The organism is Pseudomonas allii, from assembly GCF_055380095.1.
On record NZ_AP039450.1, the window covers coordinates 1,023,943 to 1,041,068 of the forward strand.

The 17,126-nt window shown below is 61.1% G+C and carries 12 protein-coding genes, 1 pseudogene and 1 riboswitch; of the genes and pseudogenes, 6 read left to right on the forward strand and 7 right to left on the reverse strand.

The window, feature by feature from the left end:
* Positions 1-85: 85 nt before the first annotated feature.
* Together ACZ445_RS04600 and ACZ445_RS04605 are read right to left on the reverse strand one after the other, a co-directional pair.
* Positions 86-928 carry a methyl-accepting chemotaxis protein gene (locus ACZ445_RS04600; protein ID WP_375166123.1) on the reverse strand — a complete coding sequence of 281 codons (843 nt, stop codon included), beginning with the start codon at positions 926-928 and terminating at the stop codon, positions 86-88.
* Between the two features lie 15 nt (positions 929-943).
* A pseudogene (locus ACZ445_RS04605) lies at positions 944-2,287 on the reverse strand (methyl-accepting chemotaxis protein); the annotation flags it as partial.
* Positions 2,288-2,467: 180 nt separating this feature from the next.
* Here ACZ445_RS04605 and ACZ445_RS04610 point away from each other — a divergent pair.
* Positions 2,468-3,286 carry a M48 family metallopeptidase gene (locus ACZ445_RS04610; protein ID WP_058422969.1) on the forward strand — a complete coding sequence of 273 codons (819 nt, stop codon included), beginning with the start codon at positions 2,468-2,470 and terminating at the stop codon, positions 3,284-3,286.
* Between the two features lie 113 nt (positions 3,287-3,399).
* Here ACZ445_RS04610 and ACZ445_RS04615 read toward each other — a convergent pair whose 3' ends face one another.
* From ACZ445_RS04615 to ACZ445_RS04625, 3 genes are all read right to left on the reverse strand, one after another.
* Positions 3,400-3,984 carry a TMEM165/GDT1 family protein gene (locus tag ACZ445_RS04615; protein WP_004372026.1) on the reverse strand — a complete coding sequence of 195 codons (585 nt, stop codon included), beginning with the start codon at positions 3,982-3,984 and terminating at the stop codon, positions 3,400-3,402.
* 88 nt (positions 3,985-4,072) lie between these two features.
* Positions 4,073-4,194, reverse strand: a riboswitch (yybP-ykoY riboswitch).
* Between the two features lie 50 nt (positions 4,195-4,244).
* The gene (locus tag ACZ445_RS04620; protein WP_058422968.1) at positions 4,245-5,243 is read right to left on the reverse strand and encodes a class I SAM-dependent methyltransferase; all 999 of its coding nucleotides are present in this window, start codon (positions 5,241-5,243) and stop codon (positions 4,245-4,247) included.
* A 30-nt stretch (positions 5,244-5,273) separates the two neighbouring features.
* Positions 5,274-6,239, reverse strand: coding sequence for a 2-hydroxyacid dehydrogenase (locus tag ACZ445_RS04625; protein ID WP_058422967.1), 966 nt, complete (start codon positions 6,237-6,239; stop codon positions 5,274-5,276).
* Between the two features lie 84 nt (positions 6,240-6,323).
* Here ACZ445_RS04625 and ACZ445_RS04630 point away from each other — a divergent pair, with 84 nt between their 5' ends.
* From ACZ445_RS04630 to ACZ445_RS04650, 5 genes are all read left to right on the forward strand, one after another.
* Complete coding sequence (locus ACZ445_RS04630) at positions 6,324-6,956, forward strand: LysE family translocator (protein WP_058422966.1); 633 nt, start codon at positions 6,324-6,326, stop codon at positions 6,954-6,956.
* A 131-nt stretch (positions 6,957-7,087) separates the two neighbouring features.
* Positions 7,088-8,770 (forward strand): fatty acid--CoA ligase, encoded by a 1,683-nt coding sequence (locus tag ACZ445_RS04635; protein WP_058422965.1) that lies wholly within the window; start codon positions 7,088-7,090, stop codon positions 8,768-8,770.
* 332 nt (positions 8,771-9,102) lie between these two features.
* Positions 9,103-10,965 carry a DUF1302 domain-containing protein gene (locus ACZ445_RS04640; protein ID WP_058422964.1) on the forward strand — a complete coding sequence of 621 codons (1,863 nt, stop codon included), beginning with the start codon at positions 9,103-9,105 and terminating at the stop codon, positions 10,963-10,965.
* Positions 10,966-10,993: 28 nt separating this feature from the next.
* The gene (locus ACZ445_RS04645; protein ID WP_025855569.1) at positions 10,994-12,358 is read left to right on the forward strand and encodes a DUF1329 domain-containing protein; all 1,365 of its coding nucleotides are present in this window, start codon (positions 10,994-10,996) and stop codon (positions 12,356-12,358) included.
* A 244-nt stretch (positions 12,359-12,602) separates the two neighbouring features.
* Complete coding sequence (locus ACZ445_RS04650; protein ID WP_464704819.1) at positions 12,603-15,332, forward strand: LuxR C-terminal-related transcriptional regulator; 2,730 nt, start codon at positions 12,603-12,605, stop codon at positions 15,330-15,332.
* Here the strand turns inward: ACZ445_RS04650 and ACZ445_RS04655 are convergent.
* Both ACZ445_RS04655 and ACZ445_RS04660 read right to left on the reverse strand, forming a co-directional pair.
* Complete coding sequence (locus ACZ445_RS04655; RefSeq protein WP_464704820.1) at positions 15,329-16,600, reverse strand: type II toxin-antitoxin system HipA family toxin; 1,272 nt, start codon at positions 16,598-16,600, stop codon at positions 15,329-15,331. The genes ACZ445_RS04650 and ACZ445_RS04655 overlap by 4 nt on opposite strands.
* Positions 16,600-17,067, reverse strand: coding sequence for a helix-turn-helix domain-containing protein (locus ACZ445_RS04660; protein WP_179028825.1), 468 nt, complete (start codon positions 17,065-17,067; stop codon positions 16,600-16,602). The genes ACZ445_RS04655 and ACZ445_RS04660 overlap by 1 nt, the downstream gene beginning before the upstream one ends.
* Between the last annotated feature and the right edge of the window lie 59 nt (positions 17,068-17,126).

Genomic DNA, 17,126 nt, shown 5'->3' on the forward strand with positions numbered 1-17,126 from the left:
CGCTCCCACATTTTGAAGGCATTCACAGATCAAAATGTGGGAGCGGGCTTGCTCGCGAAGGCGGCCTGATGAACGCCGCAGCTCTTTAAACTTTGAACTGATTGATCAATCGGCGCTGCTGCTCGGCCAACTTGGTCAAGTCCGCACTGGCTGCGCTGGATTCATCCGCGCCGCCCGCCACTTCATTGGCCACCTGGCCGATATTGATCACGTTGCGGTTGATGTCCTCGGCCACCGCGCTTTGTTCCTCGGCAGCGCTGGCAATCTGGGTGTTCATGTCATTGATCACCGACACTGCCTGAGTAATTGTTTCCAGTGCTTCGGCCGCCTTGGCCGCGTGTTGCACGCTTTCATCAGTGCGGTTCTGGCTGTCTTCCATCACCCGCACCACCTCCCGCGTGCCTTGTTGCAACTGCTGGATCATGGTCTGGATTTCTTCGGTGGCCTTTTGCGTCTTCTGCGCCAGGTTGCGCACTTCGTCGGCGACCACGGCAAAACCACGGCCTTGCTCGCCGGCCCGCGCAGCTTCGATGGCGGCGTTGAGTGCCAGCAGGTTGGTCTGCTCGGCAATCCCGCGAATCGCCGTGAGGATGGCGTTGATGTTTTCGCTGTCCTTGGCCAGGGTTTGCACCACACCGACGGCCTTGCCGATTTCCTCGGCGAGCGCGCCGATGGAGGTGGAGGTGTCACGCACGATGCGCATGCCCTGGCTCGCGGCCTGGTCGGCATGGCTTGCAGCCTGCGCGGCCTGGGTGGCGTTGCGTGCAACGTCTTGCGCGGTGGCGGTCATCTCATGCACGGCGGTGGCGACCTGGTCGATCTCCACCATCTGTTTGTGCACGCCCTGGTTGGTGCGGATTGCTATGTCGGCCGTGTGTTCCGACGAGTCGCTGACCTTCTGCACCGAACTCACCACCTGGGTGATCATGCCTTGCAGCTTGATCAGGAAGGTGTTGAAGCCGCTGGCAATCGCGCCCAGTTCGTCGGCGCGATCACTGGTCAGGCGCCGTGTCAGGTCACCTTCGCCCTGGGCGATGTCATTGAGCATCGCGACCATTTGCTTGAGTGGCCGGGCGATGCCGTGGCCCACCAGCCAGATCACCAGCAGACCGATACCGGCGATCAACAGGCCGGCGATAGTCATGCCGAAAATGTCGGTCTTGCGCTGGGTTTCCAGGTCACTTTGCAATTTCTGCGAGTCAGCCATCACCGCGCTCAAAGGCAGCTGCATCATCAGGGTCCAACGTGCATCGGTCTGGCCGATGTTGAACGGCAGGAACAACTCGATATGCCCGTGTTCCTCGTCGATGTCGTAGCGCACTTCGCCGATTTTCAGTTGGCCCAGGTTGGCCAGTTCGTTGCCATCGAGCAGGTCGCTGGCCTTTTCGCCGAGCTTGCTGGGGTCCTTGGTATAAGCCACCAAACGCCCGTTGCTGGAGATCAGCGCCAGTTCTCCGGCACCGTTGTAGAGTTTTTGATCAGCGCTGGTGAGCATGTCCTGGATGAAGTTCACCGACAGGTCCGCACCGACGATGCCCTGGAACGTGCCGTCGATCATGATCGGCTCGATAAACGACGCCAGCATCACCATCGCGTTGCCCACCTTGTAAGGGGCCGGATCGATGGCGCAGGCCTTTTTGCTTTCCCTGGAGCACAGGTAGTACTCGCTGGCGCGCACGCCCGTAGAGAGGATTTTCTGGTCGGCCACGTCCGCCAGCTTATCAATGCCCAGGCTGCCGTCCGCGTTGCGGTACCACCACGGCAGGAAACGTCCGTCAGCGCCCATGCCGACAATCGGGCTGTTCACGTAGGCCGCGTCGTTGTGATCGATGGCGTTGGGTTCCCAGCCGATGTAGGCACCGAGGATTTTGGGGTTGCGCACCACGGTTTCGTGCAACAGGTTGATCAGTTGCTCGCGGCCCAGCTGCAGGGCGGGTTCACCCTTGGCGTCTTTCATGCCGAGCAGGGCGTTGGCGGTGGCCAGGCTCTTGGCGGTCACCAGCGGCGCTTCCAGTTCGCGCTGGATCAAGGTGGCCTGGGTTTGCGCCAGGGCGGTGAGGCGCTGTTCGATAATCTGTTCGAACTGCGCCTGGGTGCGCTCCTGCACCATCTGCTGAGTGCGCGCGCCGGCAAACAAGGCGTAGAGCACCAGCACCGCCACTACGCTGAGGACAATGGCCCCGGCCAGTGCCGCGACAGAAAATTGAATCGACTTGAATTTCATGAAAACTCCGGGCGCAGGGGAGAGAGTCCGCCTTTTTGTATCGGCCATGGGCGCGCGGGGCATTAGGGGTTGCCCTGCAAAATTGTTCGGTATGTCGCGAATGGAATGCCCGCCGCCGTTGTCGGGGCAGGTGGGATGTATCTGAAAATGAGTGGTTACACGTCTGGTGTATCTGGCGCCGATACAAATGTGCGCCTACGATACGCGCCATGTTTTAAGGGCGTTTTTTCAGGGAGAGTGTTGATGAAGAAGTCATTGGTGGTAAGCGGTTTGGTTGCAGCGTTGCTACTGGCCGGGTGTCAGTCGGTCAACACCACCAGCGGCGGTGCCGTTGGAGTGGAACGCAAGCAGTACATGTTCAGCATGCTGTCGAGCCAGGAAGTCGACCAGATGTATGCCCAGTCCTACCAGCAGACCCTGGGTGAGGCCAGCAGCAAAGGCCAGTTGGACAAGACCAGTGCTAACGCCAAGCGTGTGCAGGCGATTGCCAACCGCTTGATTGCCCAGGCACCGACGTTCCGTGCGGATGCGGCGCAGTGGAAGTGGGAAGTGAACCTGATCAAGAGCGACGAGATGAACGCCAACTGCGGGCCTGGCGGCAAGATCTTCGTGTACAGCGCGTTGATCGACAACCTCAAGCTCACCGACGACGAGCTGGCTGCCGTGATGGGCCATGAAATCGCCCACGCTTTGCGTGAGCATGGCCGCGAAGCCATGTCCAAGGCCTACGGGATCGAGATGGCCAAGCAGGGCGCCGGTGCGTTGTTCGGCCTCGGCCAGGACAGCCTGGCACTGGCCGATACCGTGGCCAACTACGGCATGACCTTGCCCAACAGCCGCAGCAATGAAAACGAAGCGGACCTGATCGGCCTGGAGCTGTCAGCTCGTGCCGGCTACAACCCGAACGCGGCCATTACGCTGTGGAACAAGATGGCCAAGGCCTCGGAAGGTGCGCCGCCGGAGTTCATGAGTACTCACCCGGCCTCCGACAGCCGAATCGCCTCGTTGCAGGCGGCGATTCCGAAGGTGATGCCGTTGTACCAGCAAGCCAAGAAGTCCTGACGTTGTGAGGGTCTAAGTGTGGGAGGGGGCTTGCCCCCGATGCGCTGGGTCAGCCCATTAGATGCCTACTGACACTCCGCCATCGGGGGCAAGCCCCCTCCCACAGGGCCCCTTTAGATCCAACCGCTGCTTTGCATGGCTTTGTACACGGCCACGATAGCCAGGATGAAAAATGCCGTAGCCGCCAACCGACGAATCAACGTCAACGGCAGTTTCTCCGCCGCAAAATTCCCCGCCAATACCACCGGCACGTTGGCAATCAGCATGCCCAAGGTGGTGCCGATAATCACCAGCCACAACTCCGGGTACTGCGCCGCCAGCATCACCGTGGCGATTTGCGTCTTGTCACCGATTTCCGCCAGGAAGAACGCGATCAGCGTGGTCAGGAACGGCCCGAACTTGCGTGTGGTGCTGGCTTCGTCATCGTCGAGCTTGTCCGGCACCAGGGTCCACAGCGCCGTGGCGCAGAAGCTTGCCGCAAGAATCCAGTGCAACACCGCGTCCGAGAAGAAGCTTCCGAACCAGGCACCCACGGCACCGGCGGCCGCATGGTTGGCCAGGGTCGCGGCTACGATGCCGGCGATGATCGGCCAGGGTTTGCGAAAACGTGCGGCAAGGATGAGCGCGAGCAGTTGCGTCTTGTCGCCGATTTCGGCCAAGGCAACGATTGCGGTAGGTACGAGCAATGAATCCAGCATCAGGTAGGTTTCCAGGGGCGGGTCGACACGGCTATGACACGTACAGCCTTCCCGCCCCGGGTAAGGTGTGCGTGTCATAGGTCTTGTCAAACCCCGGTCCGTCTGTGCGGACTCCTGGGTCGCATACGCCATGGTCTGCTGACCAAGTATGTTGACGTATGCCGGACGAGCGTGGCGCTCGTGGGAGACTACTCCCCTAGGACGGAGCGGATTCTGCCTAGGCAAAACCCATTCGGCAAGCCTTCTTTTTCAAACGCCCGTCAGCCGCGCTTGGCGCGGTAGATGCGAAAACCGTTGCCTTCAGCCTTCACTGCGCACACGCCCAGGTGCTCTTCGATCAGCGGCTGGTACTTCAGGAAACTGTTGGCGACCAGGCGCAGTTCGCCGCCTTTTGCCAGGTGTTTCGCTGCTTTTCGCAGCAAGTTTTCTGTGGCGAAATAGTCGGTGTGCACCCCGACATGGAACGGCGGGTTGCTCAGAATCGCGTTCAAACCCATCGGCGCCGCATCAATGCCGTCACCGGTCAGCACCTCGGCTTCCAGACCGTTGGCAGCCAGGGTCAGGCGACTGCTGGCGGCGGCAAAGGCGTCCACATCCAGCATCGTCACGCTGTTGTGCGGGTAGCGACGTTTTACCGCAGCACCCAGCACCCCGGCGCCGCAGCCAAAATCCAGCAGATGCCCGCTCGGCAGTTTGTCCAGGTGCTCCAGCAACAGCTCAGTGCCGCGATCCAGGCGACCGTGGCTGAACACCCCCGGCAGGCTCACCACCTTCAGCGGGCCTTCGGCCAATGGCACCTCGAAAACCTGCGCCAGGCTCTCCAGCTCGACCGCTTGCGGCGCATTGGCCACGGTGACCTGCCACAGCTGGCAATGCCGTGCGTTGTCGAGCTTGCGCGGCTTGCCAAAGGGGATCATCTGCTTGGCCGCGCTTTCGATACCGGCCTTTTTCTCGCCGACCAGGAACAGCTCGGCGCCGGGCAGGCGTGCAGCCACGGCGTTGAGCAGGTAGTCGGTGAGGTCTTTGGATTTGGGCAGGAAGATCACCGCCGCATCGAACGCCCGCTCGGGCACATTCACACCGAACTGGCTGCGCTCGGCAAAACGTGCATCGAGCGCCGCCTGGTCGCCGGCGTGCCAGCTCCAGCCGTGGGCGTTGGGCAGGCGACCGAGCAGGTCGTCGGCGGGCAAGCCCACCAACAGCAGGTTGCCTTGAAAAAGTTCGGCCTGGCGAAGCAGTACTTCACTGCGCGGATCCATGGTCTGCTCCTTGAAAAGGGGCGCAGTTTATCAACTGACGACGCGCAGCGGGGCGCCGCTGAAAAAGCCCCGGGCGTTTTCCGCCAGTTGGCCGACGATGCGCTGCCGCGCTTCGCGACTGCCCCAGGCGTTGTGCGGGGTGACGATCAGCCGAGGGATGTCACCGGCCAACAGCGGATTGCCATCCACCGGCGGTTCCACGCTCAGTACATCGGTGGCCGCGCCGCCCAGATGGCCGCTGCGCAAGGCGTCCGCCAGGGCCTGCTCATTGATCAAGCCACCGCGCGCGGTGTTGACCACAAACGCGCCGGGCTTGAGCAGCGCCAGTTCGCGGGCGCCGATAAAGTCGCGGGTGTGTTCGTTGAGCGGGCAGTGCAGGGTGAGCGCGTCGACCTGCGCCAGCAGTTCATCCAGTGGCACGCGGTCGGCGCGGGCAGGCCGCCCCGGAATCGCACCCAGCACCACACGCATGCCGAAGGCTTCGGCCAGGCGCGCCACGGCGCCGCCCAGTTCACCGTGGCCGAGCAGGCCGAGGGTCTTGCCTTCGAGTTCGACAATCGGGTGGTCCAGCAGGCAGAACTGCCTGGCCTGTTGCCATTTGCCGGCGCTCACATCCCGTTGATAATCCTTCAAGCGCGTCGCCAGGTTGAGCAACAGCATGATCGTGTGCTGGGCCACCGACGGCGTGCCGTAGCCCTGGCAGTTGCTCACGGTGATGCCGTGGGCGCGGGCGGCGTCGAGGTCGACGTTGTTGGTGCCGGTGGCTGAAACCAGGATCAGCTTGAGCTCCGGGCAGGCCGCCAGGGTCGCGGTATTGAGGGCGATTTTGTTACTGATCACCACGTGGGCGCCTTGCACGCGTTCAACCACGTTCTGCGGTGTGGTGTCGGTAAACAACTGCAACTCGCTGAAGCTGTTGCGCAATTCGCTGAGGTCAAGGTCCCCCAGGTCCAGGGACGGGTGATCAAGGAAGACGGCGCGGCGATTGTTCGTCATCAACTGTACCTTTTGCGACAGGGTTCGAAGGCGTAATCTGCCGAGCCTATCAGATGAAATAATCCGTTACTTAATGGAGTGAGTATGTACGCCGCCGAGTTCTTGACCGTAGCTCTGATTCACTTGTTGGCGGTGGCCAGCCCCGGCCCGGATTTCGCGGTGGTGGTGCGTGAAAGCGTGACCCACGGCCGCCGCGCCGGCACCTGGACCGCACTGGGCGTGGGCTCGGCGATTTTCCTGCACGTGGGCTACTCGTTGCTCGGCATCGGCTTGATCGTGTCCCAGTCCATCGTGCTGTTCAACGCACTCAAGTGGGCGGCGGCGGCCTACCTGCTGTACATCGGCTTCAAGGCCCTGCGCGCGCAACCGGCCAAGCCACCCGTTGAAGGTGAGTTGCATCGCGAAGCGGGCGAACGCACCCCGCGTGGGGCGTTCACTGCCGGTTTTGTGACCAACGGCTTGAACCCCAAGGCCACGCTGTTCTTCCTGTCGTTGTTCACCGTGGTGATCAACCCGCACACGCCGCTGGCGATCCAGGCCGGTTATGGTGTGTACCTGGCGGTGGCGACGGCGCTGTGGTTCTGCCTGGTGGCGATGTTGTTCAGCCAGCAGCGCGTGCGTGCGGGGTTTGCGCGGATGGGGCATTGGTTCGACCGCACCATGGGCGCGGTGCTGATCGCCATTGGGGTCAAGCTGGCCTTCACCAGCATGAAATAAGCTGGATGCTGGCGCAAAGCTAGCATTCGCTGGGGTCTGCAAATCATTCCTTTGGCTGATTTGGCTGAAACATAAGGTCTCTAAAGTGCAGGTCTTCAAGCCAAGACCGTGCAGTCAGAAAAGGGATTCGTATGTTGCAGACCCGTGTTATCCCGCCCGCCGAAGGTGCGTACCAATACCCGCTGTTGATCAAACGCCTGTTGATGTCCGGCACCCGCTATGAAAAGACCCGGGAAATCGTCTACCGCGACCAACTGCGCTACACCTACCCGACCCTGATCGAGCGCGTCGCCCGCCTGGCCAATGTGCTGACCGAGGCCGGGGTCAAGGCCGGTGACACGGTGGCGGTGATGGATTGGGACAGCCATCGTTACCTGGAATGCATGTTCGCCATCCCGATGATCGGCGCGGTGATCCACACCATCAACGTGCGCCTCTCGCCGGAGCAGATCCTGTACACCATGAACCACGCCGAGGACCGCTTCGTGCTGGTCAACAGTGAGTTCGTGGGGCTCTACCAGGCGATTGCCGGGCACCTCACCACCGTCGACAAGACCTTGCTGCTCACCGATGGCGAGGCCAAGACTGCCGAGCTGCCCAACCTGGTGGGCGAGTACGAAAGCCTGCTGGCCGCCGCCAGCCCGAAGTACGACTTCCAGGATTTCGACGAAAATTCCGTCGCCACCACTTTCTATACCACCGGCACCACCGGCAATCCCAAGGGGGTGTACTTCACCCATCGCCAACTGGTGCTGCACACCATGGGTGTGGCGACCATCATGGGCAGCGTCGACAGCGTGCGCCTGCTGGGCACCAACGATGTGTACATGCCAATCACGCCGATGTTCCATGTGCACGCCTGGGGCCTGCCGTATGTGGCAACCATGCTCGGCCTGAAACAGGTCTACCCCGGTCGATACGACCCGGAATACCTGGTGGAGCTGTGGCGCAAGGAAAAGGTCACCTTCTCCCACTGCGTGCCGACCATCCTGCAGATGGTGCTCAACGCCAAGGCCGCCCAGGACGTGGATTTCGGTGGCTGGAAAATCGTCATCGGCGGCAGTGCGCTCAACCGTTCGCTGTACGAAGCGTCCAAGGCCCGTGGCATTCAGTTGACTGCGGCGTATGGGATGTCCGAGACCGGGCCGCTGGTGTCCTGCGCGCACCTCAACGAAGAACTGATGGCCGGCACCGAGGATGAGCGCACCACTTACCGCATCAAGGCCGGCGTGCCTGGCCCGTTGGTGGAGGCGGCGATCATCGACGGCGACGGCAACTTCCTGCCCGCCGATGGCGAGTCCCAGGGCGAGCTGGTGTTGCGTGCGCCGTGGCTCAGCGAAGGTTATTTCAACGAACCCCAGAAGGGCGCCGAGCTGTGGGCTGGCGGTTGGATGCACACCGGCGACGTGGCGACCCTGGATGCGTTTGGCGTAATCGACATTCGCGACCGCATCAAGGACGTGATCAAGACCGGCGGCGAATGGATCTCGTCCCTGGCCCTCGAAGACCTGGTCAGCCGTCACCCGGCGGTACGCGAAGTAGCGGTGGTGGGCATTGCCGACCCGCAGTGGGGCGAGCGTCCGTTTGCCTTGCTGGTAGTGCGTGATGGCCATGTGATAGGCGCTCGCGAGCTCAAGGAACACCTCAAACCGTTCGTGGAACTGGGCCATCTGAGCAAGTGGGCGATTCCGAGCCAGATCGCCGTTGTTACTGAAATTCCCAAGACGAGTGTAGGAAAACTCGACAAAAAACGTATCCGTATCGACATCATCGAATGGCAGGCCAACAACAGCACGTTCCTGTCCACCCTGTGAGCTGACTCGCCGTGCCCTTGTGGCACGGCAACGCTCTATCTCGCGCCTTGACTTGTGATTTGCCGATTTTCAGCCATCCTTGCCGCGTCGGCCTTCGCCGACGTGGCGAAAGGGTCGTGGCAGACGGGTCGGTGATGCAAATCACACTTTAGAGGGATCAAGCACTACCCCCTGCTGGCTATAGTCCCTTCCAGAGTTTTTCACGGATGTTCCGCTTCGGGCCATGGGGGCTCGGCTGCCGAGCGGCATTGGAATCGTTGTATTCCGGCCGTTACACGCATCACAGAAAGAACTCACTGCCATAACAATAAAATGCACATGGAGTAGCGTCGATGACCTCAGTAAACCAGTTCTGGCGCCGGGCAAGACTGCCCCTGGCCGTCAGTCTCGCTTCTACGCTCGCCGGGCCCGCATTCGGCGTCAGTTTCAATATCGGTGAAATCGAAGGGAGTTTTGACTCGTCGCTTTCCGTGGGGGCGAGTTGGTCGACGGCCAAGCCCAACAAAGACCTTATTGGCGTCAATAACGGTGGTCGTGGTCTTTCCCAGACCTCCGATGACGGTCACCTCAACTTCAAGCGTGGCGAGACCTTCTCGAAGATCTTCAAGGGTATTCATGACCTGGAGCTGAAGTACGGCGATACCGGCGTGTTTGTGCGTGGCAAGTACTGGTATGACTTTGAGTTGAAAGACGAAAGCCGTGAGTTCAAGGACATCAGCGACAACAACCGCAAGGAAGGCGCCAAGTCTTCTGGCGGGCAGATCCTTGATGCCTTCATCTACCACAACTACAACATTGCCGATTTGCCGGGCAACGTGCGCTTCGGCAAGCAGGTGGTGAGCTGGGGTGAAAGTACCTTCATCGGCGGCGGCATCAACTCCATCAACCCGATCGACGTGTCGGCATTCCGGCGTCCGGGCGCCGAAATCAAGGAAGGCTTGATTCCGGTCAACATGTTCTATGTCTCGCAAACCCTGACCGATAACCTGTCGGCCGAGGCGTTTTACCAGCTGGAATGGGACCAGACCGTTACCGATAACTGCGGTACGTTCTTCTCGCAACCAGACGTGATATCCGACGGTTGCAGCGATAATCTGCGAGTGCTCAATAGTCGCCGTTTCCTTCCTGCTGGCCTTCCTAACGCACTTGCCGGCTACGGTGTGGATGTGAACAACGAAGGTGTACTGGTGCGTCGTGGACCAGACCGTGATGCCCGTGACAGCGGTCAGTTCGGTGTCGCGTTCCACTATAACTACGAGCCGCTGGATACCGAGTTCGGCGCTTACTTCATGAACTATCACAGCCGTGCGCCGATTTTCAGTGCTCAGGGAGCACCTCTGTCAGCCTATACCAGGCCGACTCCAGGGCTTCCAGCTACGGTGCGCCCGTTGATCGTGGCGGGCAATTCCAATTATTTCGTTGAATACCCGGAAGATATCCGCCTGTATGGCTTGAGTTTCTCCACCACCTTGCCCACGGGCACCGCATGGAGCGGCGAGTTGAGCTATCGCCCTAATGCGCCGGTACAACTGAGCACGACAGACATTCTTTTTGCCGGTGTGACGCCACTTCCCCCCTTCAACAATGCGTCTGTGTTGAAGGGTACGCCGGGCCAGGACCTGCATGGCTACCGTCGCAAGGAAGTCACCCAGTTCCAGACCACCTTCACGCACTTCTTCGATCAAGTCATGGGCGCCAGCCGCTTGACCACTGTCGGTGAAATCGGCGTGACTCACGTCGGTGGCCTGGAAAGCAAGTCCGAGGCACGTTATGGCCGTGACCCGGTCTTTGGCCCGGGTTCGTTGCCAGGTGGTTTCTGCAACACGCTCAACAACTCCACGGCGCAAGGGGGTGGTTTGCCTAACGCCGCGAGCCTGAACACCAACTGCAACAACGACGGTTACACCACTGCCACATCCTGGGGCTACCGCGCCCGCGCCATCTGGGAATACCCGGACGTGTTCGCAGGCGTCAACCTCAAGCCCAACGTGGCGTGGTCCCACGACGTCAAAGGTTACTCGCCAGGCCCTGGCGGTAACTTCGAAGAAGGTCGCAAGGCGGTCAGCCTGGGCCTGGATGCCGAGTATCAGAACACCTACACCGCCAGCCTGGCCTACACCAACTTCTTTGGTGGCAAGTTCAGTACGGTGGATGACCGCGACTTTGTCGCTTTGAGCTTCGGCGCCAACTTCTAAGCACACTGCATTTCAGGAAGACCAGAACATGAAAATAACCAAAAGTCTGTTGCACGTGGGTGTGCTTGGGCTGTCGATCCTGGCGAGCAACGTCATGGCGGCAGTCTCGGCGGATGAAGCCGCCAAGCTGGGCACGACCCTGACCCCGATGGGTGCCGAAATGGCCGGCAACGCTGCCGGCACCATTCCAAAGTGGTCGCCACTGCCCACCAACGCCGGCGCCGTCGACGCCCGTGGGTTCCTGGCTAACCCGTACGCCAGTGAGCAACCGCAATTCACCATCACTGCAGCGAACGTCGAGCAATACAAGGACAAGCTGGCGCCGGGGCAGTACGCGATGTTCAAGCGCTACCCGGAAACCTTCAAGATGCCGGTGTACCCGACCCATCGCGGCGCCACAGTGCCGGCGGATGTGTTTGCGGCCATCAAGAAGAACGCCACCACCACCAATCTGGTGTCCGGCGGCAACGGCCTGGAAAACTTTGAAACCGCCGTGCCGTTCCCGATTCCCAAAAGCGGCGTCGAGGTGATCTGGAACCACATCACCCGCTATCGCGGTGGCAGCGTGACCCGTCTGGTGACCCAGGCCACGCCGCAAACCAACGGTTCCTACAGCCTGGTGTACTTCCGCGACCAATTCGTGTTCCGCGACAAGATGAAAGACTTTGACCCGAAAAACCCGGGCAACGTGCTGTTCTACTTCAAGCAGCAAGTGACCGCGCCGGCGCGTCTGGCCGGTGGTGTGCTGCTGGTGCACGAAACCCTGGACCAGGTGAAGGAACCGCGTTCGGCGTGGGTCTACAACGCCGGCCAGCGCCGTGTGCGCCGGGCGCCGCAAGTGTCCTATGACGGCCCGGGTACTGCGGCCGACGGCCTGCGTACCTCCGACAACCTCGACATGTACAACGGTGCGCCGGATCGTTACGACTGGAAGCTGGAAGGCAAGAAAGAGATCTACATCGCCTCCAACAGCTACAAGATCGACGATCCCAAGCTCAAGTACGCCGACATCATCAAGGCCGGCCACATCAACCAGGACCTGGCTCGCTACGAGCTGCGCCGTGTCTGGCACGTGGTCGCGACCTTGAAGGAAGGCCAGCGCCACATTTACGCCAAGCGTGACTTCTTCATCGACGAAGACACCTGGCAAGCAGCGGTCATTGACCACTACGACGGCCGTGGCCAACTGTGGCGCGTCGCCGAAGCCCATGCCGAGAACTACTACGACAAGCAAGTGCCGTGGTACGCCCTGGAAACCCTCTACGACCTGCAGTCCGGCCGCTACCTGGCGCTGGGCATGAAGAACGAAGAGAAGCAGGCGTATGACTTCGGCTTCACTGCTACCACCAGCGACTTCACCCCGGCAGCGCTGCGCCAGGATGGTGTCCGCTAAACCGAGTTGACATTGCAAATGTGGGAGGGGCGGTGCGACGATTCGACTTGCCCCCGATAGCGGTGTGACAGTCAAAAAGTACATTGACTGATCCGCCGCCATCGGGGGCAAGCAGCCCCCTCCCACATTTTTTGTCGCAGTTCTTTTTCAGTCATTTGTAGCAAAGATCTACAAACCCGCCGCTTTTACCGCTAGTCTGCGGACATCTGCAATGCCGATAACAGCCTTCTACAAGAGCCCGGCGATGACTGATCTGTCCCGAATCCAAGGGCCTGCCAGTGCGGTAATCCCGACCCTGGAAGGTCGCTTCTACAGGCCACCGCTGCCTGACGGCTATGTGCTGCGGCCGCGCCTGTGCGAGCGCCTGAGCGCCGGGCTGGACGGGCGCCTGTTGCTGGTCAGCGCGCCGGCCGGGTTCGGCAAGAGTTCGTTGGCGGTGGAGTTCTGCCAGAGCCTGCCGGCCCATTGGCAAAGCCTGTGGCTGGGCCTGAGTCCACGGGACAACGACCCCGGTCGTTTCCTCGAGCGCCTGCTCGACGGTCTGCAGCAATTCTTCCCGCAACTCGGCGCCCAGTCACTGGGCCTGCTGAAAATGCGTCAGCGTCACCAGCCCTTTGCCTTTGAGGAATGGCTGGATGGCCTGCTCGACGAGCTGGCCGTGCACCTGTCCACCCGTGCGCCGCTGTTGCTGGTACTGGATGACTATCATCTGGCACAGGGGCCGGTGCTTGACCGCTGCCTGCAGTTTTTCCTTAATCATCTGCCCGATGGCCTGGTGGTGCTGGTCACCAGTCGCCAGCGCCCGGACTGGCATCTGGCGCGGCTGCGCCTGTCGCGCCACCTGCTGGAGTTGAATGAACAGGACCTGCGCCTGACGCACGACGAATCCCTGGCGGTGCTGGATCGCCACAGCAACTCCCTGCGCGGCGAAGCCCTCGACAACCTGATTCGCCGCAGCGAAGGCTGGGTCGCCGGCCTGCGCTTCTGGTTGCTGGCCGCCTCCGAGGCCGGCAGCGATGGCGCCTTGCCGCAGAACCTGCACGGCGGGGAAGGGCTGATCCGCGATTATCTGCTTGAAGAAGTGATCGACTGTCTACCGGCTGAAGTACAGGCGTTTTTGTACGATACAGCCCCGCAGGATCGTTTTTGCAGCGAACTCTGTGATGCCGTGCGTGAAGCCCATGACAGCGCCGAAATCCTGCGTTACCTGCAAGCCCATCAAGTCTTTCTGGTGCCTCTGGACGAACAGGGGCACTGGTACCGTTATCACCATCTGTTTTCCGACCTGCTGCGCACCCGACGCGCCAGCAGCCATGTGCTGCCGACCGCCAGCCTGCACCTGCGTGCGTGCCGCTGGTTCAATGTCCAGGGCTTGATCGATGAAGCGGTGGAGCAAGCGTTGCGTGCCGGGCACCTGGATGTGGCGGCCAACCTGGTGCAGAACCTGTCAGAAGAACAGCTGCTGGCCGAGCAGAATGTGGGCATGTTGCTGCGCTGGAAAATGGACCTGCCCGACAGCCTGCTGATCAGCACACCGCGCTTGATCGTGCTGTACAGCTGGGCGTTGGGCTTGGCTTGCCAATTGGACGCGGCGGAGGAGCTGTCCAGCTACCTCAGCCGCTTCCTGCCGGCACCGTCGGCCACCGCGCAAAAATCGATGTTGGCGCAGTGGCTGGCACTGAGTGGGATCATCGCCCGAGGCAGGGGGGATCGTGAGTTGACCCAACGCTATTGCAGCGAAGCGTTGGAAAGCTTGCCGCAACGGCGTTACGGCCAGCGCTTGATGTGCCTGTCGACGCTCTCCAACCTGGCCATCGTCGATGCCGACCTGTGGCGCGCCCGTGGTTTGAATCGTGAATCCCTGGAGCTGGCGCAGCGGGTCGGCAACCCGTTATTCGAGGCCCTGGCCCATTACGACCGTGCGCGGGTGTTGCAGGCACGCGGCGAAATCCTGCGTTCCCTCGATGAGGTGCGCCAGGGCTTGCAGCGCCTGCATGGCCTGGCGCCGCAACGCTTGTACGCAGTACGTGCGCGGTTATCGCTCTACGAAGGTTTCTTGCTGCTGGTGCGCCTCCAGCCTGAAGCCGGTCTCGCTCGCTTGCGCGCCGGCCTCGCCGAAGCCCGTGCTTGCCGCGATATCAGCGTGTTGATCGGTCATTGCGTGATCGCCAGTTTCGAAGGGCGTCGGGGTGACTTCGCCAAGGCCTTCGCCGAACTTGCCGAGGCGGAGCGCCTGATGCATATCTGGGACGTGCCGCCGATCTACTACCTGGCGATGATCACCCTGATCAAATGCGAGCTGTGGCTGGCCCAGGGCCGCACCGACCTGGCCGACGCCTGGCTGACCCGCCTGGGGCAGACCTACAACGGCCAACACGCTGCGGCCGCCCCGGAATTCCACCCGCACCTGCCACAGCATATCGGCCTGCAACAGGCTGCGCTGGATGCCACGCGACACCAACCGGCTGCGGCGCTGCAACGCCTTGATGAACTGGCGCAGCAGGCGCATCACAGTGGGCGCCAGATGATCGCCCTCATGGCGCTGACCCAGCAGGCGCAGTTGCTGCTGGAGAGCGGCCAGGAGGCCAAGGCGCGTCCGGTGCTGGCCCAGGCGCTGGAGGCGGGGGCGGGTGGCGCGTTGCAACCCTTCCAGCGTCTGCTGGAAAACCACCCGGACTGGATGCGTGAGCAACTCGCCAGAGATCCCCATGGCCTTTTGAACGAGAGCCTGCTGGCGCTGTTACCCGTCGCCTCGGTGGTGGAGACAGTGTCGCCCCACGAAACCTTGAGCGCACGGGAACTGGCCGTGCTGCAACTGATTGCTGAGGGCTGTTCCAATCAGGAAATCAGCAATCGGCTGTTTATCTCACTGCATACGGTCAAGACTCACGCCAGCCACATCAACAGCAAGCTGGGCGTCGAGCGGCGCACGCAGGCGGTGGCGCGGGCGCAGGAGCTGAGGTTGATTGGCTAGGCCTGGGCTTTTGCGAAAGCCGCAGCCATGTAGTCTTGTTCTCGCTGTGAAAGACCAACCGCTTGAGCCACGGTCCTCCAATGGCTGACTGAGTTGATGCAGTCAGCGATGATTTCATCCGCCTTCCCAAGGTTTACACGGAAGAAACCGGCGACTTCTCTCGCCAGTTCCAGATCCAGCGCATTGTCGTATTCGGTGATATTGAGTTTCAGGCCGTCTCCCAGTGGCGTGGGATTCAAGTCATACGCATCCGAAAGGCGCCATCCGTTGCCTGGCTCCAGGATAAATCCATGATTGCGCAAGTGGTCGTCGGTGTTTGAAACCAGAATATTGAAAACGATGCGCGTCCACAGCTCTTGCAGATCCTGATCGGTATTCGAGCCGCTGCGCATCAGCACTTCAGCCAGCTCCAGGTAACTTGCGCCTGAGCTGGCGTCGTCACCATCGACTCGGCCTGTGAGCGTCATGGCGGATGCAAAGTGCAGGCGGCTCCCCGCAGCCGTCCGGTCGAAACGTTTGACCATGAAGCAATGAAAGTCGCTGGCATAGCGCTTGCCGATCGCCGAGGCGACGTTCAGGCCGCAGCCCTTGGCCAGTGCGTTGACGACCAGCTCCCAGCCGCCCACATCGTAGGTGTCGCGGGTCGAGGGAAACTTGGCGATCCATAGATGGTTGTCGTGGTCGGCGACGCTGGCTTTTGGACGTGCGCCGCCCAGTGAACCGCCGGGTGCAATCAACATGCGTAGCCATTGCCGGCCTTCAGGGGCCCGATTATCCGGGTCGTTCTCCAGCTCGCGACTGGCTCTTTCCAGCGTATGCAGTTCGACAAAGGGCGGCGCGGCAATGGCGTCCTGATCATCGAGAAAACTGCCGGTATCGTTCAGCCGGTAGCGTAGGGCACCGGCGCGAAAGAGATCGTGTACGCCAAGCAGATAGTCCGACTCGCCGAGCCGAGTATTCGCCTCGTATAGCCCGTCGCGGATGTCGCGTTCCAGGCGTCGTTTCATCAGCAATCGCCCCCAGCGATCCGGGCAGGAGTCGCTGAAGACACCAAACATGTTTCGCCCCTCAACGGGGAACTGGGCGCCTGCATAGGGGCCGATGCCTGGATCGATCCGAACGGCGCTCAGCACCCGGTCTTGCAATGCCAGAGGGTCGCTTTCGTACTCGAACTTTTCGGTCATCCGGGTTTTTCTCGCGTGCAGCCAACCAAGACGCCGGGGGCCGTCGATACCTTCCCAGTCGGCATAAACCCCAATCATGGTCATTACGTGTCTGTCCTTTGCCGTGGTGGGATCAGTGCGGCCAGTGCGTCGCTGCTGATCGTGCCCGTGTCGGGAGGGGGCATAGGCTTTGAAGGTAGTGGCTTCTTGCGAACGATGGCGTTGTTTCTTGTAACTTTCTCTGACGCCATCGGCTTATTCGGGCGCGGGGTTGATGCCTTGCCTGTCAGCAGTGTTGCATCCTGCAGATGCCGGCCCAGCTCATCGTCCGCTGCCACGGCGTTCAGGTCTTTTTCGAGGCCCAGCACCTGCAATATCGCCAGGTAAGCGCCCATGGTACTCCCCGAAGAACCACGCTCCAGTGCGCGAAGTGTCATCTGGGACATGCCGGCGCGCTCAGCTGCTTGCTTGGCGGTGATTTTTCGGCGCAGGCGCGCAAGCTTGATCCGCTCGCCGAGGTCCGAAAGCAGGCGCTCTGTAGGGGGCAGCAAGGGGGCGATCTTTTTAGCCATGCTGTTATTCCTGCACTTTTTGGCACTAAGTGAAAGAATAATAGCACTTATGCTTTTTT

What these genes read in the sequence shown, in the direction of transcription:
- ACZ445_RS04600 (WP_375166123.1), bottom strand. Translation starts at nt 928, where the DNA reads ATGATCACCCAGGTGGTGAGTTCGGTGCAGAAGGTCAGCGACTCGTCG.
- ACZ445_RS04610 (WP_058422969.1), top strand. Translation starts at nt 2,468, where the DNA reads ATGAAGAAGTCATTGGTGGTAAGCGGTTTGGTTGCAGCGTTGCTACTG.
- ACZ445_RS04615 (WP_004372026.1), bottom strand. Translation starts at nt 3,984, where the DNA reads ATGCTGGATTCATTGCTCGTACCTACCGCAATCGTTGCCTTGGCCGAA.
- ACZ445_RS04620 (WP_058422968.1), bottom strand. Translation starts at nt 5,243, where the DNA reads ATGGATCCGCGCAGTGAAGTACTGCTTCGCCAGGCCGAACTTTTTCAA.
- ACZ445_RS04625 (WP_058422967.1), bottom strand. Translation starts at nt 6,239, where the DNA reads ATGACGAACAATCGCCGCGCCGTCTTCCTTGATCACCCGTCCCTGGAC.
- ACZ445_RS04630 (WP_058422966.1), top strand. Translation starts at nt 6,324, where the DNA reads ATGTACGCCGCCGAGTTCTTGACCGTAGCTCTGATTCACTTGTTGGCG.
- ACZ445_RS04635 (WP_058422965.1), top strand. Translation starts at nt 7,088, where the DNA reads ATGTTGCAGACCCGTGTTATCCCGCCCGCCGAAGGTGCGTACCAATAC.
- ACZ445_RS04640 (WP_058422964.1), top strand. Translation starts at nt 9,103, where the DNA reads ATGACCTCAGTAAACCAGTTCTGGCGCCGGGCAAGACTGCCCCTGGCC.
- ACZ445_RS04645 (WP_025855569.1), top strand. Translation starts at nt 10,994, where the DNA reads ATGAAAATAACCAAAAGTCTGTTGCACGTGGGTGTGCTTGGGCTGTCG.
- ACZ445_RS04650 (WP_464704819.1), top strand. Translation starts at nt 12,603, where the DNA reads ATGACTGATCTGTCCCGAATCCAAGGGCCTGCCAGTGCGGTAATCCCG.
- ACZ445_RS04655 (WP_464704820.1), bottom strand. Translation starts at nt 16,600, where the DNA reads ATGACCATGATTGGGGTTTATGCCGACTGGGAAGGTATCGACGGCCCC.
- ACZ445_RS04660 (WP_179028825.1), bottom strand. Translation starts at nt 17,067, where the DNA reads ATGGCTAAAAAGATCGCCCCCTTGCTGCCCCCTACAGAGCGCCTGCTT.